General features: G+C 73.0%; 18 protein-coding genes. 5 read left to right on the forward strand and 13 right to left on the reverse strand.

Annotated features, from left to right (window positions below; genetic code table 11):
* Nucleotides 1-44: 44 nt before the first annotated feature.
* The 5 genes from ON36_RS11305 to ON36_RS11325 all read right to left on the reverse strand — a co-directional run bounded on the left by ON36_RS11305 (nucleotide 45) and on the right by ON36_RS11325 (nucleotide 5,678).
* The gene (locus ON36_RS11305) at nucleotides 45-965 is read right to left on the reverse strand and encodes a formylglycine-generating enzyme family protein (protein WP_083885064.1); all 921 of its coding nucleotides are present in this window, start codon (nucleotides 963-965) and stop codon (nucleotides 45-47) included.
* Nucleotides 962-2,857, reverse strand: coding sequence for an adenylyl-sulfate kinase (cysC, locus tag ON36_RS11310; protein ID WP_043651124.1), 1,896 nt, complete (start codon nucleotides 2,855-2,857; stop codon nucleotides 962-964). Before cysC ends, ON36_RS11305 begins: the two co-directional genes overlap by 4 nt.
* A complete protein-coding gene (cysD, locus tag ON36_RS11315; RefSeq protein ID WP_043651127.1) occupies nucleotides 2,857-3,813 on the reverse strand; it encodes a sulfate adenylyltransferase subunit CysD in 957 nt (318 codons plus the stop codon). Before cysD ends, cysC begins: the two co-directional genes overlap by 1 nt.
* The gene (stf0, locus tag ON36_RS11320) at nucleotides 3,810-4,601 is read right to left on the reverse strand and encodes a trehalose 2-sulfotransferase (RefSeq protein ID WP_043651129.1); all 792 of its coding nucleotides are present in this window, start codon (nucleotides 4,599-4,601) and stop codon (nucleotides 3,810-3,812) included. Before stf0 ends, cysD begins: the two co-directional genes overlap by 4 nt.
* An 87-nt stretch (nucleotides 4,602-4,688) precedes the next feature.
* Nucleotides 4,689-5,678 (reverse strand): YeiH family protein, encoded by a 990-nt coding sequence (locus ON36_RS11325; RefSeq protein ID WP_043651132.1) that lies wholly within the window; start codon nucleotides 5,676-5,678, stop codon nucleotides 4,689-4,691.
* A gap of 116 nt (nucleotides 5,679-5,794) precedes the next feature.
* Between ON36_RS11325 and ON36_RS11330 the strand changes: the two genes are divergently transcribed.
* Nucleotides 5,795-6,712, forward strand: a complete 918-nt coding sequence (locus ON36_RS11330) for a LysR family transcriptional regulator (protein ID WP_043651134.1) — start codon at nucleotides 5,795-5,797, stop codon at nucleotides 6,710-6,712.
* A 167-nt stretch (nucleotides 6,713-6,879) separates the two neighbouring features.
* On the forward strand, nucleotides 6,880-7,677 hold the full coding sequence (locus ON36_RS11335; RefSeq protein ID WP_043651136.1) for an IclR family transcriptional regulator: 798 nt from the start codon (nucleotides 6,880-6,882) through the stop codon (nucleotides 7,675-7,677).
* A gap of 171 nt (nucleotides 7,678-7,848) precedes the next feature.
* Here the strand turns inward: ON36_RS11335 and ON36_RS11340 are convergent, their stop codons facing one another.
* Genes ON36_RS11340 through ON36_RS11360 form a run of 5 tightly spaced genes read right to left on the reverse strand, consistent with a single transcriptional unit; the run spans nucleotide 7,849 to nucleotide 14,848 of the window.
* Nucleotides 7,849-9,585 (reverse strand): N-acyl-D-amino-acid deacylase family protein, encoded by a 1,737-nt coding sequence (locus ON36_RS11340; protein WP_043651137.1) that lies wholly within the window; start codon nucleotides 9,583-9,585, stop codon nucleotides 7,849-7,851.
* 36 nt (nucleotides 9,586-9,621) lie between these two features.
* Nucleotides 9,622-11,259, reverse strand: coding sequence for a steroid-24-oyl-CoA synthetase (casG, locus tag ON36_RS11345; RefSeq protein WP_043651139.1), 1,638 nt, complete (start codon nucleotides 11,257-11,259; stop codon nucleotides 9,622-9,624).
* A gap of 21 nt (nucleotides 11,260-11,280) precedes the next feature.
* Nucleotides 11,281-12,324 carry an alcohol dehydrogenase catalytic domain-containing protein gene (locus tag ON36_RS11350; protein ID WP_043651203.1) on the reverse strand — a complete coding sequence of 348 codons (1,044 nt, stop codon included), beginning with the start codon at nucleotides 12,322-12,324 and terminating at the stop codon, nucleotides 11,281-11,283.
* A 5-nt stretch (nucleotides 12,325-12,329) separates the two neighbouring features.
* Complete coding sequence (locus tag ON36_RS11355) at nucleotides 12,330-13,478, reverse strand: EstA family serine hydrolase (protein WP_043651140.1); 1,149 nt, start codon at nucleotides 13,476-13,478, stop codon at nucleotides 12,330-12,332.
* Nucleotides 13,475-14,848, reverse strand: coding sequence for a flavin-containing monooxygenase (locus ON36_RS11360; protein WP_043651142.1), 1,374 nt, complete (start codon nucleotides 14,846-14,848; stop codon nucleotides 13,475-13,477). Before ON36_RS11360 ends, ON36_RS11355 begins: the two co-directional genes overlap by 4 nt.
* A 118-nt stretch (nucleotides 14,849-14,966) precedes the next feature.
* On the opposite strand from ON36_RS11360, the gene ON36_RS11365 reads away from it, so the two are divergent.
* Together ON36_RS11365 and ON36_RS11370 are read left to right on the forward strand one after the other, a co-directional pair.
* Nucleotides 14,967-15,593, forward strand: a complete 627-nt coding sequence (locus ON36_RS11365; RefSeq protein ID WP_043651144.1) for a TetR/AcrR family transcriptional regulator — start codon at nucleotides 14,967-14,969, stop codon at nucleotides 15,591-15,593.
* Nucleotides 15,594-15,652: 59 nt separating this feature from the next.
* Nucleotides 15,653-15,988: a VOC family protein gene (locus ON36_RS11370; RefSeq protein ID WP_043651146.1), complete on the forward strand. Its 336-nt coding sequence runs from the start codon at nucleotides 15,653-15,655 to the stop codon at nucleotides 15,986-15,988.
* A 40-nt stretch (nucleotides 15,989-16,028) separates the two neighbouring features.
* Here the strand turns inward: ON36_RS11370 and ON36_RS11375 are convergent, their stop codons facing one another.
* Both ON36_RS11375 and ON36_RS11380 read right to left on the reverse strand, forming a co-directional pair.
* On the reverse strand, nucleotides 16,029-16,799 hold the full coding sequence (locus ON36_RS11375) for a DUF5984 family protein (protein ID WP_043651148.1): 771 nt from the start codon (nucleotides 16,797-16,799) through the stop codon (nucleotides 16,029-16,031).
* 29 nt (nucleotides 16,800-16,828) lie between these two features.
* Nucleotides 16,829-18,529: an FAD-binding dehydrogenase gene (locus tag ON36_RS11380; protein WP_043651149.1), complete on the reverse strand. Its 1,701-nt coding sequence runs from the start codon at nucleotides 18,527-18,529 to the stop codon at nucleotides 16,829-16,831.
* Between the two features lie 285 nt (nucleotides 18,530-18,814).
* Here ON36_RS11380 and ON36_RS11385 point away from each other — a divergent pair, with 285 nt between their 5' ends.
* On the forward strand, nucleotides 18,815-19,429 hold the full coding sequence (locus tag ON36_RS11385) for a cutinase family protein (protein ID WP_043651152.1): 615 nt from the start codon (nucleotides 18,815-18,817) through the stop codon (nucleotides 19,427-19,429).
* A 53-nt stretch (nucleotides 19,430-19,482) separates the two neighbouring features.
* Here the strand turns inward: ON36_RS11385 and ON36_RS11390 are convergent, their stop codons facing one another.
* Nucleotides 19,483-21,492, reverse strand: a complete 2,010-nt coding sequence (locus tag ON36_RS11390) for an SDR family oxidoreductase (protein ID WP_043651154.1) — start codon at nucleotides 21,490-21,492, stop codon at nucleotides 19,483-19,485.
* Nucleotides 21,493-21,617 lie beyond the last annotated feature (125 nt).

Here is a 21,617-nt window from a genome sequence, read left to right on the forward strand (position 1 = left end):
TCCGCAACGGACGGACCGGTGAACCCGCCTGCCCAGTACCGGGCTCAGGAGCGGGGCGCCACGGTCCGGAAGCCGATGTTGCTCGCGGTGGAGTCGGGGGTGTTGTGGGAGCGGGCGGCGACCCGGTAGCGGTAGCAGTAGGAGTCGTGGCAGAGGTGGCTGCCGCCGCGCAGGACGCGGGCACTGCCCCGCTCGGGGCCGGTGGGGTCGTGGGTGGGGGAGGCGCGGTAGTAGCGGGCGGAGAACCGGTCGGCGCACCACTCCCACACATTGCCGACCGTCTGGTAGAGGCCGAAACCGTTGGGCGCCAGCGACTTCGCCGCGACGGTGCCCACCTCGCCGGTGGGCGACCAGGGGAAGTCGCCGTCGAAGACGGTGACCTGCCCGGGCACGGGGTGGTCGTCGCCCCAGGGATAGCGGGCGCCGGCCAGGCCGCCGCGGGCGGCGTACTCCCATTCGGCCTCGGTGGGCAGCGCGCGACCGGCCCAGGCGCAGTAGGCCAGCGCGTCGTGGTGGGAGACGTGCACGACCGGATGGTCGTCGGCGGCCGCCGACCCGGGGCCGCCGGGGGCGCGCCAGTACGCGCCGGGCACGGTCAGCCACCAGGGGGTGCCGGGGACCGGCGTGCCCGCGTCCGGGTCGGCGGCGGTGCGGTGGAAGACCGCCGAGACGCCGTGGCGTTCGGCGTCGGTCTCGTAGCCGGTGGCCTCGGCGAACCGGGCGAAGTCGGCGACGGTGACGGTGGTGACGTCGATGGTGAACGCGCGCAGCGTCACCGGGTGGACCGGTAGCTCGCCGTCGGCGCGATAGCCGTCGCCGTGGGCGTCGCCCATCGCGAACGTGCCCGCGGGAACGGTGGCCTGGGGGACGCGGTGGTCGCCGCCGCCGAGGTCGGCCGGGGCGGGGCCACGGGTGGGGGCGGATTCGGGCGAGTCGCCCCCACCGCGTGGGCTGCAGCAGGTCATTCCGGCAGGATCCCACGCTCGGTGAGCAGGGTGATGATCCGCTGGGCGAGTTCCTCGATGTCGGCGCCGGTGGTGTCGAAGCGCAGGTCGGGGTTCAGCGGCTTCTCGTAGGGCGCGTCGACGCCGGTGAGTCCCTCGAGTTCGCCGCGGCGGGCCCTGGCGTAGAGGCCCTTGGGATCGCGGCGCTCGCACTCGACCCGCGGTGTGCTCACGTGCACCTCGAGGAACGGCAGGTCGGCGGCCTCGTTGAGCTCGCGGGCGATCCGGCGGTCCGAATGCAGGGGCGAGACCATCGAGGCGATGGCGATGACCCCGGCGTCGGCGAACAGGCGGGTGAGATGGCCGACGCGGCGGATGTTCTCGGCCCGGTCGCCGGGGGAGAAGCCGAGGTCGTCGGAGATGCCGTGGCGGATGTTGTCGCCGTCGAGCAGGTAGGCCATCCGCTGCCGGGTGACCAGGGCGCGCTCGAGCGCCACGGCGACGGTCGACTTGCCCGAGGCGGGCAGGCCGGTCAGCCACACCGTGGCGCCGCGCTGGCCGGTCTTGCGCGCGCGCTCGGCACGGCTCAGCGACGACGGATGCCACTTGATGTCGTTGCGGGTCGCCTTGCCCGGCACCACTTCCCGGGCCAGGGTGATCGTCCCCGCGCCGACGGTGTCGTTGGACGCCTCGTCGATGAGGATGAACGCGCCGGTGTCGCGGTTGTCGGCGTAGCGGTCGGCGATGACGACCGAGGCGGTGCGCAGGGTGAGCGTGCCGATGTCGTTGAGCACCAGTTCGGTCGGGCCCACCTGGTCGATGAGCGACTCGGGGTCGAGCCGCCGTTCCAGGGATTGCACGGTCGCCCGGACGGTGGAGGTCGCGTGCTTGAGCGCCACCCGGTCCCCGGCCCGCAGGGGACGCTGCCCGAGCCAGCACACGGTGGCTTCGATCTCGCGCGCCGACACCGGCGTCGCCGCGCCCGGCGCGCCGCTGACGATGACGTCGCCGCGGCCCACGTCGATGTCGTCGGCCAGCTCCACCGACACCGACAGCGGCGCCACCGCGACCTGGCGGGTGTCGTCGAGGGTGTCCAGGGCGGTGACGGTGCTGCGCGTGCCCGAGGGCAGCACGAGCACCTCGTCGCCGACGGTGAGGGCGCCCGCGGCGAGGCGGCCCAGGTAGCGGCGCCGATGTCCGCCGGAGGGCCGCGAGACCCACTGCACCGGCAACCGCAGCTGCTCGGGCGTGGCCGAGGGCGCGTGCAGTTCGACGTTCTCGAGGTATTCGAGCAGGGTCGGGCCCGCGTACCAGGGGGTGTTGCCGGAGCGGTGCACGACGTTGTCGCCGTGCGCGGCGGCCACCGGGATGGCGGGGATGGGCCCGGTGCCCAGCTGGGTGGCCAGCTCGTCCAGCTCGGCCCGCACCTCGGCGAAGCGGTCGGCCGAGTAGCCGGCCAGGTCGATCTTGTTGACCGCGGCGATCACGTGGGGGACACCGAGCAGGTGCGCGATGCGCGCGTGGCGGCGGGTCTGGCGCAGCACCCCGTTGCGGGCGTCGACCAGCAGGACCGCGACGTGCGCGGTGGAGGCGCCGGTGAACATGTTGCGGGTGTAGCGCTCGTGACCGGGGGTGTCGGCGAGGATGTAGCTGCGGGTTCCGGTGGAGAAGAACCGGTAGGCGACATCGATGGTGATGCCCTGTTCGCGTTCGGCGCGCAGCCCGTCCGAGAGCGCGGCGAGGTCGACGACCCCGGTGTCGGAGGTGACGCCCGCCAGGTGGTCGGAGGGCAGGCTGCCGGTGTCGTGCAGCAGCCGGCCGATGAGGGTGGACTTGCCGTCGTCGACGCTGCCCGCGGTCGCCAGGCGCAGCAGCTGGCGCCGGGTGTCGGCGGCGGGGAGGGTGGCGGTCATCAGAAGTATCCCTCGCGTTTGCGGTCCTCCATGGCGGCGGCCGAGGTGCGATCGTCGGCGCGGGTCTCCCCGCGCTCGCTGACGGTCGCGGCGGACACCTCCGCGATGACGGAGTCGATGTCGGTGGCGGTCGAGCGGACCGCGCCGGTGATGGTCAGGTCGCCCACGGTGCGGTAGCGCACCGACTCGGTGCGCACCACCTCCCCCGGACGCGGTGTGGTGAACGGGGACACGGTCAGCAGGATGCCGTCGCGGTCGAAGACCTCGCGCTCGGAGGCGAAGTAGATCGACGGCAGTTCCAGCCGCTCGAGCCGGATGTAGCGCCAGATGTCGAGCTCGGTCCAGTTCGACAGCGGGAACACCCGCACCGATTCCCCGCGCCGGATCCGGCCGTTGTAGAGCGACCAGGGCTCGGGGCGCTGGGCGCGCGGATCCCACTGGCCGAACTCGTCACGGAAGCTGAACACGCGCTCCTTGGCCCGAGCACGCTCCTCGTCGCGGCGGGCGCCACCGAAGGCGGCGTCGAATCCGCCCGCCTCGAGCGCGTCCAGCAGGGTGCGGGTCTGCAGGCGGTTGCGGGAACCGGACGGTTCGGCCGACTCGGCGACCCGGCCGCGGTCGATGGATTCCTGCACCGAGGCGACGATGAGGGTGATGCCGTCGGGATGCTGCTCGCTGGGCGCGACCCGGCGGTCGCGGAAGGCGATGACCTCCTCGAAGTTGTGTCCGGTGTCCACGTGCAGGATCGGGAACGGCAGCGGCGCGGGCCGGAAGGCCTTCTCCGCCAGCCGCAGCAGCACGATCGAGTCCTTGCCGCCGGAGAACAGCAGCACCGGGCGTTCGAGTTCGGCGGCCACCTCCCGGATGATGTGGACCGCCTCGGCCTCGAGGGCGCGCAGTTCGTCGACGTGGTCGAGATGCTCGGGAAGGGGGACGGCGAGGTCGGTGACGGTCATACCGGGTATCCGTTCTGCGCGGCGTCGGCGCGATAGCGCGCCACCCACTCCGCGGAGCGGGCGTTGGACTGGGGTTTGAGCGGGGGCGGCGGGGCCAGCCTCGGGTCCTGGCCGATCGCGTCGAGCACGCGGGCGGTGGCCTTGGCGGGATCGGCCACGAGCGTGGGGAAGTCGATCTCGAGGGGGTCGATGCCCTCGGCGGCGAACCAGGACCGCCAGGAGCGCTGCTGTTCGAGCAGGACGGCGGCCAGGTGCGCGATGCCCTCGGCCCGGTAGACCGCGCCGTCGTCGGCGTCGCCGGCGACCGCGGGGTCGTCGCGCCAGACGCGGGTCTGTACCGCGCGCCACATCGACACCGCCTGCGGGACCACGTCGGGCCGGTGCACGTGGACGTAGACCGGGTCGGCGCCGTCGAACAGCGAGCGGATCGCGGTGCGCAGCGAGCCCGAGGCGGTGCGCGTCCGGGTGATCAGCAGCGGGGTCTGGTTCCACATCAGCTTGCCGCCCCACACGCCGTTGGGGGTGCGGCCACCCGCGCGCACGTCGGCCCGCCAGCGGTCGCTGTCGCGGTGGTCGACCGTGCCGGGCTCGGTCGGATCCAGCAGTGACAGCAGATCCGGGTCGGTGACCCCGGCGAACCACTCGCGCGGTTGCGGCGACTGCGACGAGGACGGGAAGTATTGGAAGAACTCCTGCGGGCGGCCCGCCACGCCGGTGGCGGCGAGCGATTCGACGAGCAGGGTGCTACCACTGCGCTGCGAGGCACAGACGAGGTAGTCGGAGGGCATGCGGCCAAGTGTGCCGAACGCGGGCCTGCGGGAGACTCGTTCGAATTGGTGAAACCCGATGCCTTGACAAACCGGTCGCGGTACTGGTCAGACCCAGCCGGTGATAGCCATGAGGCCCAGGCTCGACAGCGCGAGGATCACCCCGAGCAGCCCGCCGAGCACCAGCGGGCGCGGTCCGGCCGCCCGCAGCCGATCGAGGCCGAGCGAGGCCCCGATGGCCACCAGCACGACCGCGACCAGCCAGCCGCTCGTCGCGCTCAGCGCGGGCATCGCCGCCGCCGGAACCAGTCCGGCGCCCGCCGCGAGCGAGGCGAGCACGAACAGCACGACGAACAGCGGGAAGGCGCCGCGCAGCGACCCGTCGCCCGCGCCGAGCCTGCGCCTGCCCAGGTGCAGCCCGATACACAGCGGCACGATCGCCAGGCTGCGCACCAGCTTCACCACGATCGCGAACTGGGCGGCGGCCGTGCCGAAGACGACGCCCGCGGCCAGCACCGAGGACGTGTCGTTGATCGCGGTGCCCGCCCACAGCCCGAACGCCCGGTCCGACATGCCCAGCGCCCGGCCCAGCGGGGGGAAGGCGAGCACCGCGACGATGTTGAAGACGAAGATCGTGCCCAGCGCGTAGGCCACTCGCTGCCGCCGCGGCCGCAGCACGGCCGTGGCGGCGGCGATGGCCGAGGCGCCGCAGATGGTGGTGCCCACCGCGACGAGGGTCGCCGACTCGGGGTCGACGGCCAGCAGGCGGCCCACGATCAGCGCGGCGACGCCGCCGACGACCAGCGTGCCGACGAGCACGACCGCGGTGTCGCGGCCGACGGTCAGCACCGCCCCCATCGGCAGGCACAGGCCGAGCAGCACGATCGCCCCCGCCAGCAGGCGCTGCCGCGCGAGCTCGAGCCCCGCCTCGAAGCGGAGCGGGGCGGTGCGCCGCAGCACGGCCCCCGCCGCCGCGCCGAGCACGAGCGCGAACACCGGCGTGCCGATCATGGGCAGCATCCGGCCCAGCGGCGTGGCGAGGCAGGCGAGCAGCGCGGCCAGCGCGAGACCCGGGGCGAGAGCGGAGACACGATTCACCCCTTCAGCCTCGGGCCGGGCCGGGTGGTCCGGTAGCCGTCGATTCGACAGGTGCCCATCAGTGTGGCTTATGGGTGGCGGCACGGGGGCGAGGCACGAACCGCTAGGTTGGCACCATGATCCTTCCGCCGGGCACACCCGACCTGGAGGTCCTCGACCTGCTCGTCTCCGTCGCCGAGCTGGGCAGCCTCGGCGCGGCGGCGCGGCGGCACGGGATCACCCAGCCCGCGGCGAGCATGCGGATCAGCGCGCTGGAGCGGCGGCTGGGGCTCACGCTGGTCGACCGGGGCCCGACCGGGTCGGTGCTCACCGACGCGGGCGGCGCGGTGGTCGGGCAGGCGCGGCTGGTGCTGGCCTCCGCCGCCGAGCTCATGGCGGGGGTGACCGCCCTGCGCGCCCACGACGCGCCCCGGCTGCGCATCGCCGCCTCGAAAACCATTGCCGATCACCGGGTCCCGTTCTGGCTGGCCGCGCTGCGCACCGACCGCCCCGACGTGGTCGTCTCCCTCGAGGTCGAGAACTCGAGCCAGGTCGCGGCGCTCGTGCGTTCGGGCGCGGCGGACCTGGGCTTCGTGGAGGGGCCGCACGCGCCCGCCGGGCTCGGCACCCGGGTGCTCGGCGCCGACGACCTGGTGGTCGTCGTGGCGCCCGGCCATCCGTGGGCCGCCAGGACCGCGCCGCTGCCGCTGTCCGAGCTGGCGGCGACCGCGCTGCTGTGGCGCGAACCCGGCTCGGGCACCCGCGACACCGTGTGGGCGCTGCTGGCAGGCCACGCCGCCGTCGCCGCGCCTGCCGCGGAACTGGGTTCGGCGGTCGCCATCCTGGCCGCCGTGAAGTCGGGGATGGCCCCGGCGGTACTGAGCCGCCTGGTGGCCGCGCCCGATCTCGCCGCGGGCACGCTGGTCACCGTCCCGGTGGCCGAGGCGGGCCGGCTCTCCCGCAAGTTCCGTGCGGTCTGGCGGCGGGGCGCGCCGCCGACCGACGCCGCCGCGGTGCTCGTGGAGCGGGCCGCGATCCTCGAACGCGGCCGCTGACACCGGCGAGACTCCGGCGGAGGGCCCCGCAGTCCGGAATTTGCGGCGTTTTCGGACCCGAAGTGTGTCCTGATGTACCCGGCGTGTGAACGAGTCGGGCGAAATGGTGCATCAGCGGGCCTCGCGGTTCTAGTCTGTACCCGCTACAACTGGGAGGTTCCTTTCTGATGACGGTCGACTATGTGGCCGAGCCGTTTCCGGCCGCCGCACCGCCCGTGTCGATGATCGAGCGGATGACGCTGATCCTCGACGCCTTCGACTCGACCACTCCCACCCTGACCCTACTCGGCCTGGCGGAGCGCACCGGTCTACCGCGCTCCACCGTGCACCGCATCCTCGACCAGATGATCCGGCTGCGCTGGCTCGCGCACACCCCCGGTGGATACCGGCTCGGCATGCGGCTGCTCGAACTGGGCGGCCTGGCCGCCGAGCACAACGAACTGCGCGAGGTCGTCGGCCCGCTGCTCTACGAGCTGACCCAGCGCACCGGCCTGACCGGCCACCTGGCCGTCCTGGACGGGCGCGAGGTGCTGTTCCTTGACCGCGCGGGCGGCCGCAGCAAGGTGCCGATCCCGACCCGCGTCGGCGGGCGCATGCCCGCCCACAGCACCGCCGTCGGCAAGGCGCTGCTGGCCACGCTGGAACCGGGCATCGCCGAGGCCTCGCTGCGCGGCTCGGCCTCCCCGCCGACCCCGCGCACCATCAACGACCGCGCCGAACTGCACCGCGAACTCACCCGCATCCGCAACCGCCAGGGCGTGGCCGTCGACTCCGAGGAGACGGTGCCCGGCATCGGGTGTGTGGCCGTGCCGATCCGCGGGCGCGGCGCCGCGGTGGCCGCCATCTCGCTCTCGGGCGGGATCGACGGCGAGCGCACCGCCCTGGACACCGCCCGCCTGGCCCGCGCCCTCGCCGAGGTCGCGCAGGAGGCCGGCCGCGCCCTGTTCCCCCGCCACGGCCGCTGACCACCCCCGGGCCACGACCGCCGCTGCCACCGCGCCGGCGGTCGTGGCGACCTCCCGCCCCGTGACCGTGCCCGAGTCACCTTACGCGGCAACGGATCCCGTGCACGGCATCGCGCGGCACCGTCCCGCCGCCCGGACCGGGCGGCGGGACGGTGGCGGCGCGGTGCTCGTTCAGCCGGCCCGCAGGAACTCGCCGGTGCGGACGCTGCCCAGTTCCGGCGCGGCCGTCCCGGCGCCGAAGACGTAGGTGCCGCCGACGAAGACCGCGGTGACGGTGTCGTCGTTGCGGTTCACCATGCGCGAGAGGCCGTCGTAGCAGGCGGCGGGCGCCTCGGCGTAGGCGTCGAGGGAGTCGTCGAGGCGCTCGGGGTCGAGCACGACCAGGTCGGCGCGGTCGCCGACGCGCAGGCGGCCCGCGTCGAGGCCGTACCAGTCGGCGAGTTCGCCGGTGAGCCGGTGGACGGCCCGCTCGGCGGACAGGAACGGACGCCCGGCGCGCTCGGCGTCGCGGACCCGCCGCAGGAACCGCAACGGGTAGTTGTAGAAGGCCATGTTGCGCAGGTGCGCGCCCGCGTCGGAGAAGCCCAGCTGCACACCGGGATCGGCGGCGAGCTTGTCCAGGACGCGGGGCCGGTGGTTGGAGATGGTGGTACGCCAGCGGACCTCGGTGCCGTACTCGACGACGAGATCGAGGAAGGCGTCGACCGGATGCACGCCGCGTTCGACCCCGACCGCGCCGAAGGTCTTGCCCACCACCGATTCCCGCGGGCAGGCCACGATCTCGGCGTCGAAGAAGTCGCGGTGCCACACCCGGGGCCCGTACTTCTTGTCGTAGTCCTTGCGGAAGGCGCGCCGATAGCTCTCGCTGCGCAACAGTTCCCGGCGCTCGTCGACCTGGTCGGCCAGGTGCAGGGCGGCCGCGCCGGACCCGAACTCCTCGAACACCACCAGGTCGATACCGTCGGCGTAGACCTCGAACGGCACCGGCAGATGCTGCCACCGGAAGTCGCCGCCGAGCGCGTTGATCGCCCGCGCCACGACTGGGAACAGCGTGGCGACACCGGGGATCGCCTTGATGTCGGCCGCCGAGAGCAGGCTGACCTTGAGCGGGTCCCGCCACAGCCCGACGCTGCTGAGCGCCATCGCCACCAGGCTCTGGGGACGCGCCACGTCGGGGCCGCCCTGCAGGGCGCGGCCGCGCCCGCGCAGGACCGTGTTGAGCAGGCTGCGCTCGGCGCTCGTGGCATAGGTGGACGGCAGCGTGCGCGACCGGCACGTGTGGCCGTCGAGCTTGTCGAACAGCAACTGCTGCGAGGACATCCCGACGAAACCCGCGTCGAGTGCCTCGATGAGCCGGGCGCGCATCACCTCGAGTTCGGCGGCGTCGGGGCGCACCTCGCGGCGGGTCGCGCGATCCAGGCCCATGCCTGCGGCCCGGATGTCGGAATGGCCGAGGAAGGCGGCGACGTTCGGGCCGAGCGGCCGCGCCGCCAGCGCCTCGGCGTACTCGTGGGCCGAGTTCCAGGTCCGGTGCTCGGCGACGGCGTCGATGACGTGCCCGCGCGGGATCGCCTCGACCCGGCCGAACAGGTCGCCCGCGGTCTCGGGGTCGACGTGCACGGTCGACAGCGAGCACGATCCGAGCAGGATGGTGGTCACCCCGTGCCTGACCGATTCCGGCACACCCGGATTCAGCAGCACCTCGACGTCGTAGTGGGTGTGGATGTCGACGAAGCCGGGCAGGACCCACTGCCCGGCGGCGTCGATCACCCGCGGGCAGCCCGCGGCGTCGAGCGGCGTGGCCGAGATCGCCGCGACGCGGCCGTCGCGCAGGCCGATGTCGCGCACGGCCGACGCGGCACCGGTCCCGTCGAACCACCGGGCGCCGGCGATGATGGTGTCGTACATCGGAAAAGCCTCTCTCACAGAACCTTCGGGTGCCGGTCAGACGGCGATCTCGCGCCGCACGACCTTGCCGGTGGCGTTGCGGGGGAGGGGATCGGTGGTCACGCGCCAGCGGGCGGGCACCTTGAAATAGGCGAGTCGCTCGGCGGCGAAGGCCGCCACCTCCGCCAGGTCGACCGCGTCGGGGTCCGCGACGACCAGCACCGCGGCGACCTCCTGCCCGAGGTCCTCGTGCGGCACGCCCAGCACGGCCGACTCGCGGACGGCGGGATGTTCGTCGAGCACGTACTCGATCTCGGTCGGATACACGTTCTCGCCGCCGCGCAGGATGAGGTCGGTGCGGCGGCCGTCGAGGGTCAGCCTGCCCTCGGACAGCACGCCGAAATCGCCGGTGCGCAGCCAGCGTTCGCCGTCGAGAGCCGCGGCGGTGGCCTGGTCGTCGTTCCAGTAGCCGAGCATGACGTACGGGCTGCGCACGTGGATCTCCCCCGACTGCCCGTCGGGGAGGACGGCGCCGTCGGCGTCGCGGATCTGTACCTCGGCGCAGAAGATGGGTCTGCCGACCGAGGCCGGATCCACGGCCAGATCCAGCGGCGTCGCCACGGTCGCGGCGGTGCCGCTCTCGGTCTGCCCGTAGCTGGTGGTCAGCGCGATCGAGGCGGACGGGAGCCCGGCGCGCAGCCGTTCCAGCAGCGCGGGCGAGGACGGCGCGGCGTTGAGCGAGAGCGCCGTCAGCGCCGACAGGTCGTAGGCGGACATGTCGACCTCGAGCAGCCTGCTCGCCATGGTCGGCACGACCGCCCAGTTGGTGACCCGTTCGGCGGCCAGCAGCTCCAGCAGCGCGGCCGGTTCGAAGGCGCCCTCGTGGATGACCACGGTGGCGCCGGTGGTCAGCCGGGGGATGACCAGATTGTGCAGGCTGGCGATGTGGAACAGCGGCAGGGTCAGCAGGTAGCGCAGCTCGCTGGGGCCGTCCCCGCCGCCGCGGCCGGTGAAGGCGGCCGACATGGCCTCGGTGAAGCGGTGATAGCCCGCCACCGCCACGAGGTTGCGGTGCGAATGGGTGACGCCCTTGGGGCGCCCGGAGGTGCCGCTGGTGTAGAGGACGACGGCGGGATCGTCCTCGGCGACGGGGGTGTCGGGCAGCTCGCCCGGTGTGTCGAGCGCGGCGACCTCGTCGGTGGTGAGCACGGGGACCTCCGCGCCCGATTCGGCCAGCGCCGCCGCGCGTTTGGCATCGGCGACCACCACCTTCGGCGTCGTGTGACCGACACCGTAGGCGATCTCGCGCGGTGACCACCAGGCGTTGTAGCCGACCGCGATCGCGCCGAGGCACTGCGCCGCCCAGAAGGCGATCACCCACTCGGGGCTGTTCGCGGCCAGGATGCCCACCCGGTCGCCGGGGCCGACCCCGTGGCGCGCGGCCAGTTCCCTGGCCAGCGCGCCGACCCGGACGCCGTGCTCGGCGAAGGTGATCCGGCGGTCGGCGGTCACCAGGTAGTCGCGCTCGCCCCAGTCCAGGGAGTCCTCGAGCAGCGCGCGGGTGCTGCGGCGCCGGTGCGCGAGGATCGGGAGGGGCCGGCCGAGTACGGGTTCCACGGTCAGCTCGAAGGCGCCGCCGGGGCCGGTCAGCCCGGCCACCACCCGGTCGATCATTGTCTGGAGGTCGTCGGTCATGGCGGGTGTCTCTTCTTTCGTTCAGGGGAGCAGGACCGCGCGGCCGCGGACGCGGCCCCGGTCGAGGAGGTCGAAGGCGGCGAGGGCGTCGGCGAAGGCGAAGGTGTCCACCGCGAGCGTGAGGCGCCCGGAGCGGGCCAGGTCGACGGCGGCGAACAGGTCCGAGCGGGTCCCCGCGTAGGACTTGCGGACGGTCGCGCCCCAGGGCAGGCCGGGGCCGCCCGCGGGGCCCGCGTCGATGCCCGGGATGCCGCCGCCGAGCCCGACCATCCGGTAGGCGCCGTCGGGCGCGACGACCGAGACCGCGAGGCGGGCCGTGTCGTCGGTGCCGACGAAGTCGAAGACCGCCTCGGCGCCGCGCCCGCCGGTCTGGGCGAGGATCGCGGCCGCGGTGTCGGCGCCCGCGGCGAAGGTGGCGGTGGCGCCGCAGTCGCGGGCCAGGGCCAGCTTGTCGTCGGTGAGATCGACCGCCAGTACCCGGGCCGGGGTGAGGGCGCGCAGCACCTGCACCGCGACGTGCCCGAGGCCGCCGATGCCGATGGCCACCGCGGTGCTGCCGGGGCCGAGCCGGTCCAGGGTCCCGCGCACCGCGTGCAGGGAGGTCAGCGCCGCGTCGGCCAGCGGAGCGGCGTGGGCGAAATCCAGGTCGTCGCCGATCGGGACGAAGGCCCGCGCGGGCACCACCACGAAATCGGCCATGCCGCCGGGCGGCCCGAGTCCCGGGCACGGCGGCATGGCGGTGCGGCCCGCCGCGTGGCAGACGTTCTCGTGGCCCGCCGCGCAGGCCCGGCACTGCCCGCACGACCAGCACAGGTAGACCACCCCACGCTCGCCGACCCGCTCCACCGGCACGTGCGGGCCGGTCACCTCCACGGTGCCCGCGATCTCGTGGCCCAGGGTCAGCGGCTCGGGCGAGAGCGCGAACGGCAGACCGAGTACGAAGGAGTCGGAATGGCAGATCCCCGCCGCGCCGACCCGCACCAGGACCTCGCCCGGGCCGGGTTCGGGCACCGGGACGGTCCGCAGCTCCAGGGTGCCGGGCCCGGTCAGCTGCCAGGCGCGCATGCTGGTCACACCCGCACCCCCAGCGCCGCGTAGGCGGCCCGCACGTACGCGGTCGACCGGTCGGAGCCGACGAGGCCGGGCGCCATGCGATTCATGGTGTAGGCCACCGTCATCCGGCGATCCAGGTCGTTGACGACGATGGATCCGCCGTAGCCCGCCCACCAGCACACCCGGCCCTCCGGCAGGTACGGAGTCGTCTGCGGGTGCGCCAGCCCGTAGCCGATGCCGAAGCGCAGCGGGGTCAGCAGCGCGAGGTCGACGCCGTCGCTCTGCTGGTCGAAGACGCGCCGCAGCACCGGCGGCGACAGGAACGTGCGGCCCCCGAGCGTGCCGCCGCAGGAGACCACCGATTGGACGCGGGCGACCGAGCGGGCGTTGCCGTGCCCGTTGACCGCGCCGATCTCGGCCGAACGCCAGGCGGGCGAGGCGGTTTCGGCCAGGTCGAGCAGCGGGCTGGTCAGCGTCTTGACCAGGACGGTGTCCTGGTCGAGGGCGGCCAGGTCCAGGCTCGGTAGTTCGGGCGGCACGAGGGTGGCGACGCGGTCGTGGTCGGCGGGAGCGAGGCCGATGTGGAAGTCGGCGCCGAGCGGGCCCGCCAGTTCCTCGGCGAAGAAGCGGCCAAGCGAGCGTCCCGTGACCCGGCGCACGACCGCACCGAGCAGGTGACCGTAGTTGAGGGCGTGATAGCCCGAGGCGGTGCCCGGCTCCCACCACGGCGCCTGCCGGGCCAGCCGGTCCTCGGCGGCCTCGGCGTCGTAGATGTCGGTCAGCTCGATCGGCCGGTCCCAGCCCGAGACGCCGGAGGTATGGGCGAGCAGGTGCCGGATCTCGATGCCGCCCTTGCCCGCCGCGGCGAACTCGGGCCAGTACGCGGCCACCGGCCGGTCCAGCTCGAGCGCGCCCCGTTCGGCCAGCAGCAGCACGCACAGCGCGGTCATGGTCTTGGTCAGGGAGAAGACGTTGACCAGGGTGTCCTCGCGCCACGGGCGCGTTCGGCCCGGATCGGCACAGCCGCCCCAGAGGTCGGCGACCGCCTCGCCGTCCACGGTCACGCACAGCGAGGCGCCGAGCTCGTCCCCGGACGCGATCAGGTTCTCGAAGCACTCACGCACGCCGGCGAATTCGTCGGCGCAGTGGCCCGAGACGCCGCTCATCGCGCGACCTCGACCGTCGCCCGCGCGGGTACGGGCAGGGTGTGCCCGGCCGCGGCGGCTCGCTTGGCGCCCCGCGCCAGCTCCCGGGTCAGGCCGCGCACATAGGGTTCGAACTCGGTCTGGATGGTGTGGCGGGGGGAGCGGTAGTAGCGCCCGGCGCGACGCGCCTGGTCGGCCTCGATCCGCGCGCGCATGCGCTCCGGGGAGGGCAGGTGGTAGCGGCCGGTGAGATAGGCGGCCACGAACTTGCTCTGCTGTTCGGCGAAGTTCACCAGCGTCGGCATCGGCTGGGCGAGGCCGAGGTGGAACAGGTTGTCGATGCCGGGCTGCATGATCATCTCGAACAGCGGCAACCGGTTCTCGGCGTCGGGCAGCAGGTCCGGGTCGTCGAAGAACGGGAAGCTGATGTGATAGCCGGTGGCGCACAGCACCACGTCGATCTCCTCGACGCTGCCGTCGGCGAAGTGCACCCGCGAGCCGTCGAGGCGGGTGATGGCCGGTTTGCACACCACGTCGCCGCAGCCCGCGCGGTGCAGGAACTCCTCGCTGGCCGAGGGGTGGGCCTCGAAGGGCAGATGGTCCGGCTGCGGCAGGCCGTAGTTGCTCATGTCGCCGCGGTTGCGGCGGACGAAACGCTGCTTGAGCCGCAGCGACAACCACGACGGGATCCAGCGCGGCACCGACCGCCGGTCGCCCGCCTGCCCGTTGACGTACTTGGGCAGCACCCACACGCCCCGGCGGGCCGAGACGAACAGCTTGCCTGCCAGGAAGCGCTGCGACAGCTCCGAGGCGATGTCGAGCCCGGAGTTGCCCATGCCGACGACCACGATGCGCTTGCCGCGCATGTCGACCGGGTCGAAGGGGTCGTTGTAGGCGTGGCTGTGCATCAGCACGCCGTCGAATGCGCCCGGGTAGTCGGGCATGCGCGGGTCCCAGTGATGCCCGTTGCACACCACGAGGGCGTCGTAGACCTCGGTGTCGCCCGCGTCGGTGGTGATGCGCCAGAGCCCGTCGCCGTCGCGCTCGGCGGCGACGACCCGGGTGGAGAAGCGGATCCGGTCGCGGAGGCCGAAGTGGTCGACATAGTCCTTGAAGTACCGCAGCAGCTGGGAGTGGTGGGGGAAGTCCGGCCACTCGGCCGGCGCGGGGAAGTCCTCGAACTGCAGGCGGTACTTGGAGGTGTCGATGTGCAGGCTCTGATAGCAGGCCGACATGCCGTTGGGGTTGCGGTAATACCAGTTCCCGCCGACTTCGTCGGAAGCCTCGTAGCAGTCGAACGGGATGCCGTGCACGGCAAGGCGTTTGGCGGCGGTGATGCCCGACGGTCCGGCGCCGATGACGCACACCCGGGGCAGAGACGATGTGTTCATGCAGTACTCCTGTGGGGGCCGGTCGTCGATGACCGTGACCCAGGACACACCGTAACACTGGCTGGACACAGCGTCTAGTGAATGGTCGAACTGTCTGCGCAACGGCTATAGTGGCGGCATGCCGACAGATCCCGGGCCCGCTCGCAAGGCGTCGCTGCGCGAGGAACAGAAGCGCGCGACGCGGGCGCGCATCGTGGACACCGCGCGCCAGCTCTTCGAGACCCAGGGCTACTCCGGGGTGCGCGTCGACGACATCGCCGCCGCGGTCGGCTGCAGCCGCGCCACCTTCTACCTGCACTTCACCGGCAAGCCGGAAGTGCTGCGCGCCATCGCCGCCGAGGGCACCCTGGCCACGGTCCGCCAGTCCTATGCCGACCTGGACGCGGTGCTGGCCACCGGGGCGCGCGCGGAGTTCGCCGCCTGGACCAGCGCGGCCATCGACTGGTTCTTCGCCAACAAGGACATGCTGCCCGCCTGGGACGAGGCGGCCGCGCTGGAACCGGAGTTCCGCGACATCGCCCGCGAGGGGGTGATGGGGCTGGCCGACAGCATGCCCCACTACCTGGCCCGCTGGCCGGAGTCCCGCCGCGACGAGGCGCGCCTGCGCATCGGCCTGCTCGTGGCCCAGCTCGAGCGCTTCTTCACCATGTGGGCGATGCGCGGCACGATCGAGGTCTCCGCCGAGCAGGCCGCCGAGGTCCTCACCGACATCTGGTACCCGGCCCTGCAACCGCCGCCCGAATAGTGCCCGGGTCCGCGTGCGTCGCACCGGCGTCCCCCGCGCTCGCCGCTAGCATCGCGGCCATGACCACGGATCTGTTCGCGGGCATGCCGGTACGAGACTACGAGGCCGCGGTGGCGTGGTACTCGCGGTTGTTCGGCGCCGAGCCCGCCTTCCGCCCCGACGCCGTGGAGGCGGTGTGGGAAGCGGGGCCGCATCAGTACGTGTACGTGGTGGTGCGGCCGGCCGACGCCGGGCACGGCCTGTGCCTGCTCTACGTGCCCGACCTCGACGACCGCCTCGCCGCCATCGCGTCCCGTGGCCTCACGCCAGACGCCCGCGAGGACTACGGGCCGTCGCGCAAGGTGATCTTCCGCGACCCCGACGGCAACGAGTTCGGCTTCGGCGGCGGCGCCTGAGTAGCCCGGTCGATCGCCCTCGAAGACCTCGCCGAGCACGTCATGATCGCCCAGGGGTGGATGTGGTGAGAGTCGCGACGCCCGCGCGGACGGCCGCCCAGTCGGTGCGCTCCCGCCGGGACGTCGCGCGGGACAGCCAGGTCCGGCGCTGCTCGTGTTCCCGCCGCAGGGCGGGAAGGTCGAGATCGACGTCCGGGGCGGTGCCGACGGCGGCGACCTGCTCGATGCGGTCCCGCATGGCCGCTGTCAGCCGCCGATCGAAATCGGTGATCGCCTCGACGAACTCGGCCGTGGGGACCGACCGCGTCCCCGATACCGGTGCGGCGAAGACGATCTCGCCGTCCGGGTCCGGGGTGTGCCGCCACGCGAGGTGCATCGTGTCCTCGGGTTCGACGGTGCGCCACCAGCGCAGCGCCGGACCGAAACGCAGGTAGCCGGTGTCGAGCGCGCGGTCGGCGTGCGCGTCGGCGGCGGCCGCGACGGCGGGATCGTCGAAGACGTCGGGATCGTGTGCGCCGAACCAGCCCTCGGCGCCGCCGGCGAAGAACGGGGCGAGGTCTGGGGGGACCGGGTCGAGGGCCGAGGGCAGGACCTCGAGCAGGTCCTCCCACAGGCGGACGACGTAGTAGTCCGCCCAGGCCCGGGTGGGGTCCGGGTCGGCGTCGCGGGGCGCGTACACGAGCAGCGTGACGTCGCCGACGTCGAGGCAGTAGCGGCCCTGGGTGAGCCCGAACCAGTGCAGGCGGCGCCGCTCGCCGCCCCACGGGACGACCTCATCGAGGGGATCGAGGGAGAACCGGATGCGCGTCATCGTCGGTGCCGGACGGCCGGGGGAGTGGATCAGGCGCGCCCGGCCGCGGACTTCGCGATGGCCCGCCCCGCCGCGCGCCCGGAGAAGATGCAGCCGCCGAGGAACGTGCCCTCCAGGGCGTTGTAGCCGTGGACGCCGCCGCCGCCGAACCCGGCGACCTCGCCCGCGGCGTAGAGGCCGGGCAGCACGGTGCCGTCGGGGCGGCGGACCCGGGAGTCCAGGTCGGTCTGCAGGCCGCCGAGCGTCTTACGGGTGAGGATGTTGAGGCGCACCGCGATGAGGGGACCGTGGGCGGGGTCGAGGATGCGGTGCGGCTTGGCGACGCGGCCCACCTTGTCACCGAAGTACTTGCGCGCGTTGGTGATCGCCGCCAGCTGGGCGTCCTTGCCGTAGGCGTTGGTGACCTGGCGGTCGCGGGCGAGGATCTGGCGCTCCAGCTCGGCGGGATCGAGCTTCGGGCCGCGCGCGAGCGCGTTCATGCCCTCGACCAGTTCGGCCAGGGTGTCGGCGACCACGAAGTCGACGCCGTGCTGCTTGAACGCCTCGACCGGGCCGGGCGCGCCCTTGGCCACGCGGCTGCGCAGGGTGAGCTTGAGGTCCTTGCCGGTGATGTCGGGGTTCTGCTCGGAGCCCGAGAGCGCGAACTCCTTCTCGATGATGGTCTGATCGAGCACGAACCACGAGTAGTCGTAGCCGGTGGACAGGATCTGCTTCATGGTGGCGTTGGTGTCGAAGCCGGGGAAGCACGGCGCGGGCATCCGCCGTCCGGTGGCGTCGAACCACAGCGACGACGGGCCGGGGATGATGCGGATCGCGTGGTCGGGCCACACCGGGTCCCAGTTGTTGATGCCTTCGGTGTAGTGCCACATGCGATCCCGGTTCACGATGGCGCCGCCCGCCGCCTCGGCGATGCCGAGCATGCGGCCGTCGACGTAGGCGGGTACGCCGGAGATGAGGGTCTGTGGGCAGGGCCCGAGCCGGTCGACGGGCCAGTTGCGGCGGATGAGGTCGTGGTTGTGGCCGATGCCGCCGGTGCTCACCAGCACCGCGGGCGCGCGGAAGGTGAACTCGTCGACCACGTCCCGGTTGGACGCCACGCCGCGCTCGGTATCGGATTCGGCCAGGACGCTGCCCCGCACGCCGACGATCGCGCCGTCCTCGGCGAGGAGTTCGTCGACCCGGTGCCGGAACGCGAAGCGCACCAGGCCCTTCGCCTCGGCCGCCAGCACCGGCTCGGCGAAGACCCGCAACACCTCCGGACCGGTGCCCCAGGTCAGATGGAAGCGCGGCACCGAGTTGCCGTGCCCGTCGGCGAGCCCGCCGCCGCGCTCGGCCCAGCCGACGAGGGGCGTCACCCGCAGGCCGAGATCGTGCAGGTAGTCCCGTTTCTCGTCGGTGGCGAAGCGGACGTAGGCGTGCGCCCACTGGCGCGCCCACTCGTCCTCGCGGTCGCGGTCGAAGCCGGCCGAGCCCAGCCAGTCCTGCAGGGCCAGTTCGAAGGAGTCCTCGATGCCGAGCCTGCGCTGCTCGGGGCTGTCGACGAGGAACAGCCCGCCCAGCGACCAGAACGCCTGCCCGCCGAGGTTGGCGCGGTTCTCCTGATCGAGGACAAGGACCCGTTTGCCCGCGCGGGTGAGCTCGTAGGTGGCGACCAGCCCGGCCAGGCCGGCGCCGACGACGAGGGCGTCGGGCGCGAAGGCGGTGTCGGACGGCGAGCTGGTGGGGGTCATGGGAACGTCCTCCGGGGTCGATGAGCACACGCCCGCCGAACCTAACACCGGCGCGTGGGGGCCGATCGGGAAACCGCGCCGCACAAGTGATACGCATCCGTATCACAATGGTGGCCGCCGCCGGGGATACCGATGCCCCGGGCGGGTACCCACGCAGTGAGCGGTCCGGATGTCCCTGTGGGACAAGCGGATCGCTCGGTTCTTCAATTCTCACAACGGCGTGAGTGGGTGGGCACAATGGCCGATCGAAAGGTGATTCGTCACGTAGCAGGACACGCAGCGCGGGTGCTGACGGTGCTACTCCTGGCCGCGGGTCTCGGTACCGCGGCGAACCTGGGCGCGACCGCCCGGGCGCAGGACTGCGCGACCGTCGACGTCGTCGTCGCACGCGGGACGCACGAACCCGGGTACCTGGGTTCGGGAGTGGGAGATCCGCTGTACGCGAGACTCTCCGCCGACCTCGGCGTGGACACCAGCGCCTACCGGGTGAACTACCCGGCCGACCTGCTGGTGCCCTCCTCGGTCGCCGACGGGACCCACGACATGACCGCGCACATCATGGCCCAGGCCGAGGCGTGCCCGGACCAGCGCTTCGTCGTCGTCGGCTACTCGCAGGGCGCGCTGGTCGCGCACGGCACGCTGGGCACGACGCAGGTGGCGATCCTGCCCGGCATCGCGGTCCTGCCGATCGAGTACGCCCCGCGGGTCATGGCGGTGTTGCTGTTCGGCGACCCGGTCCGCCTGGTCGGCGGCGGCGTGGCCGCCGCCTACGCCGACCGGACCGGAAACTACTGCACCGCAGGGGATCCGATCTGCGCGGGCGGGATCTTCTACGCCAACCACTCCGCCTACGGCTGGGCCTTCGGGCCCGCCGTCGACCTTGTGGGATCGCGGCTCTAGGCCGCGGGTGGTGCCGCCGGCGGAGCACTCCGCCGGCGGCACCGTCGTGCGCGCTACCAGTGGATGCCGGGCAGGACCCGGCTCACCCGCGCCGCCGGGCTCGGCATGACCATGAGGGGAGCCAGGACCGGAGCAAGGACGGTGAGCGGGGTGCGCGACGTGGAGGCGCCCTGATCGGGAGCCGGGGCGGGCGCGTCGTTCCGCGCCGCCGCGGATTCGCCGAACAGGCGGTAGCCGGTGTGCATGATGGTCCGCTTCAGCGAGGGCATCAGCAGTTCCACGGCCTGGGAGAACGTGCCGACCGGGGTGTCGATCCGGTCGGGCCGCTCGAGCAGGGCGCGGACCACGATGTCGGCCGCGCGCTCGGGGTCGGGCAGGGGCAGCGCCCGGTACAGCTCGGTCGGGGCGATCATCGGCGTGCGCACCAGCGGCATGCGCACCGAGGTGAAGGTGATCCCGGCGTCGCGGTTCTCCACCGCGGCGATCTCGCTGAAGTTGTCCAGCGCCGACTTCGAGGCGGCGTAGGCGGCGAAGCGGGGCACCTTGGTCTGCACGGCGATCGAGGAGATGTTGACCACGTGACCGAAGCGTCGCGCCCGCATGGACGGCAGCAGCGCCAGGATCAGCCGGACCGCGCCGAAGTAGTTCACGGCCATGGTCCGCTCGAAGTCGTGCATGCGGTCCACCGAGTTCACCACCGAACGGCGGATCGAGCGACCCGCGTTGTTGACCAGGTAGTCGACGTGGCCGTGTTCGGCCAGCAGGGTGCCCACCAGCGCGTCGACCGCCTCGGCGTCGGTGATGTCGCACGGATAGTCGTGTGCCACACCGCCTTCGGCGCGCACGGCCGCCGCGGCCGCCGCCAGCTCCTGCGCGCCGCGGGCCACCATGAGCACGGTCGCGCCGCGGCGGGCCACCGCGTGCGCGGTCGCCAGGCCGATGCCCGAGGAGGCCCCGGTGATGAGCACGACCCGGCCCGCCAGCGGATCGGCGTCCCCGGCCGGACGGCCACGGTGCGGGTCGAGGTGGTCGCGCCAGTACCGCCACAGGGTCGCGGCGTAGCTCTCGAACGGCGGCACGCGCAGGCTGCCCAGCTGGGCGATGGTCGACTCGGCGACGAAATGCGCGCCGAAGGACACGTGCGGCGCGACCGCGGCGGGGATGCCCATCTGCTCGAACAGGAAGTCGCGCACCGCGGGCGCGCCGGGCAGGTGCGACAGCCCGGCCAGCGCGCGCGAGCTCAGCGGCACCGGCCCGATGCCCGCCGGCGCGCCCGCGGCCGCCGCCAGCGCCCGGTAGATGTCGCCGAACGGCTGCGGCTCGGGGTTGACCAGGTGGAATGTGCGTCCGTCGAGGCCCGGCTTGCGCACCAGCGTGACCAGCGCGGCGGCCACGTAGTCGACCGGGACGATGTTGGTCGCGCCCAGATCCGGCAGCGGGACCGGCAGGTCCGGCAGCCCGCCCAGCGCGGCGATCGCGGTGAAGAAGTAGTAGGGGCCGTCGATCTTGTCCATCTCGCCGGTGACCGAATCGCCGACCACGATGGCGGGGCGATAGATGCGGACCTTCAGGTCCGTGGCCTCGCGCACCAGCTTCTCGGCCACGAACTTGGTCCGGTGATACGGCGAGGTCAGCCGCTGGCCCAGGTCGAAGTCCTCCTCGAAGAACTTGCCCCGGTGGTCGCCCGCCACGGCCACCGAGGACACGTGGTGCAGGGTGGCGCCGAGCGAGCGGGCCAGCTCGATGACGGACTGGGTGCCCGCGACGTTGGCGGCGTGCGCGGTGGCCTCGTCGGCGGTCATGTCGTAGACCGCCCCGAGGTGCACCACGTGCCGGGCGGCGGGCGCCGGCTCGGCCAGCCCGAGGCCCGGCGCGGTCAGATCTCCGGCGAGCGCGAAAACGCGCTCGCCGCCGGGCATCTCGGCGGCCAGGCGCTCCAGCTTGGTCCGCGATTCGGCGCGCACCAGGACGTGCACGACCGCCTCGGGGTCGGCGGCGAGGAGCTCGCGCAGCACCCTTTTACCCAGGAAACCGGTCCCCCCGGTCACGATGTAGGAATCCATCGCAGCAAATCCTTCGAACGTGTTGTCGGACAAGGATTGATCCGGCATGCGTCAATGGATGCGGTATCAAGAAGAGTCGGCTCTCGACAGGGAATGAGCCTGTTTTACACCGTAATCGGGACCGT

Source organism: Nocardia thailandica NBRC 100428 (genome assembly GCF_000308795.1).
In the GTDB taxonomy this organism is placed as follows: Bacteria; Actinomycetota; Actinomycetes; order Mycobacteriales; family Mycobacteriaceae; genus Nocardia; species Nocardia thailandica.

Coding starts and splice junctions, on each gene's coding strand:
- ON36_RS11380 (WP_043651149.1), bottom strand. CDS start 18,529: ATGACCCCCACCAGCTCGCCGTCCGACACCGCCTTCGCGCCCGACGCC.
- ON36_RS11305 (WP_083885064.1), bottom strand. CDS start 965: ATGACCTGCTGCAGCCCACGCGGTGGGGGCGACTCGCCCGAATCCGCC.
- ON36_RS11335 (WP_043651136.1), top strand. CDS start 6,880: ATGACGGTCGACTATGTGGCCGAGCCGTTTCCGGCCGCCGCACCGCCC.
- stf0 (WP_043651129.1), bottom strand. CDS start 4,601: ATGCCCTCCGACTACCTCGTCTGTGCCTCGCAGCGCAGTGGTAGCACC.
- ON36_RS11340 (WP_043651137.1), bottom strand. CDS start 9,585: ATGTACGACACCATCATCGCCGGCGCCCGGTGGTTCGACGGGACCGGT.
- ON36_RS11360 (WP_043651142.1), bottom strand. CDS start 14,848: ATGAACACATCGTCTCTGCCCCGGGTGTGCGTCATCGGCGCCGGACCG.
- ON36_RS11355 (WP_043651140.1), bottom strand. CDS start 13,478: ATGAGCGGCGTCTCGGGCCACTGCGCCGACGAATTCGCCGGCGTGCGT.
- cysD (WP_043651127.1), bottom strand. CDS start 3,813: ATGACCGTCACCGACCTCGCCGTCCCCCTTCCCGAGCATCTCGACCAC.
- ON36_RS11390 (WP_043651154.1), bottom strand. CDS start 21,492: ATGGATTCCTACATCGTGACCGGGGGGACCGGTTTCCTGGGTAAAAGG.
- ON36_RS11330 (WP_043651134.1), top strand. CDS start 5,795: ATGATCCTTCCGCCGGGCACACCCGACCTGGAGGTCCTCGACCTGCTC.
- ON36_RS11375 (WP_043651148.1), bottom strand. CDS start 16,799: ATGACGCGCATCCGGTTCTCCCTCGATCCCCTCGATGAGGTCGTCCCG.
- casG (WP_043651139.1), bottom strand. CDS start 11,259: ATGACCGACGACCTCCAGACAATGATCGACCGGGTGGTGGCCGGGCTG.
- ON36_RS11370 (WP_043651146.1), top strand. CDS start 15,653: ATGACCACGGATCTGTTCGCGGGCATGCCGGTACGAGACTACGAGGCC.
- cysC (WP_043651124.1), bottom strand. CDS start 2,857: ATGACCGCCACCCTCCCCGCCGCCGACACCCGGCGCCAGCTGCTGCGC.
- ON36_RS11350 (WP_043651203.1), bottom strand. CDS start 12,324: ATGCGCGCCTGGCAGCTGACCGGGCCCGGCACCCTGGAGCTGCGGACC.
- ON36_RS11365 (WP_043651144.1), top strand. CDS start 14,967: ATGCCGACAGATCCCGGGCCCGCTCGCAAGGCGTCGCTGCGCGAGGAA.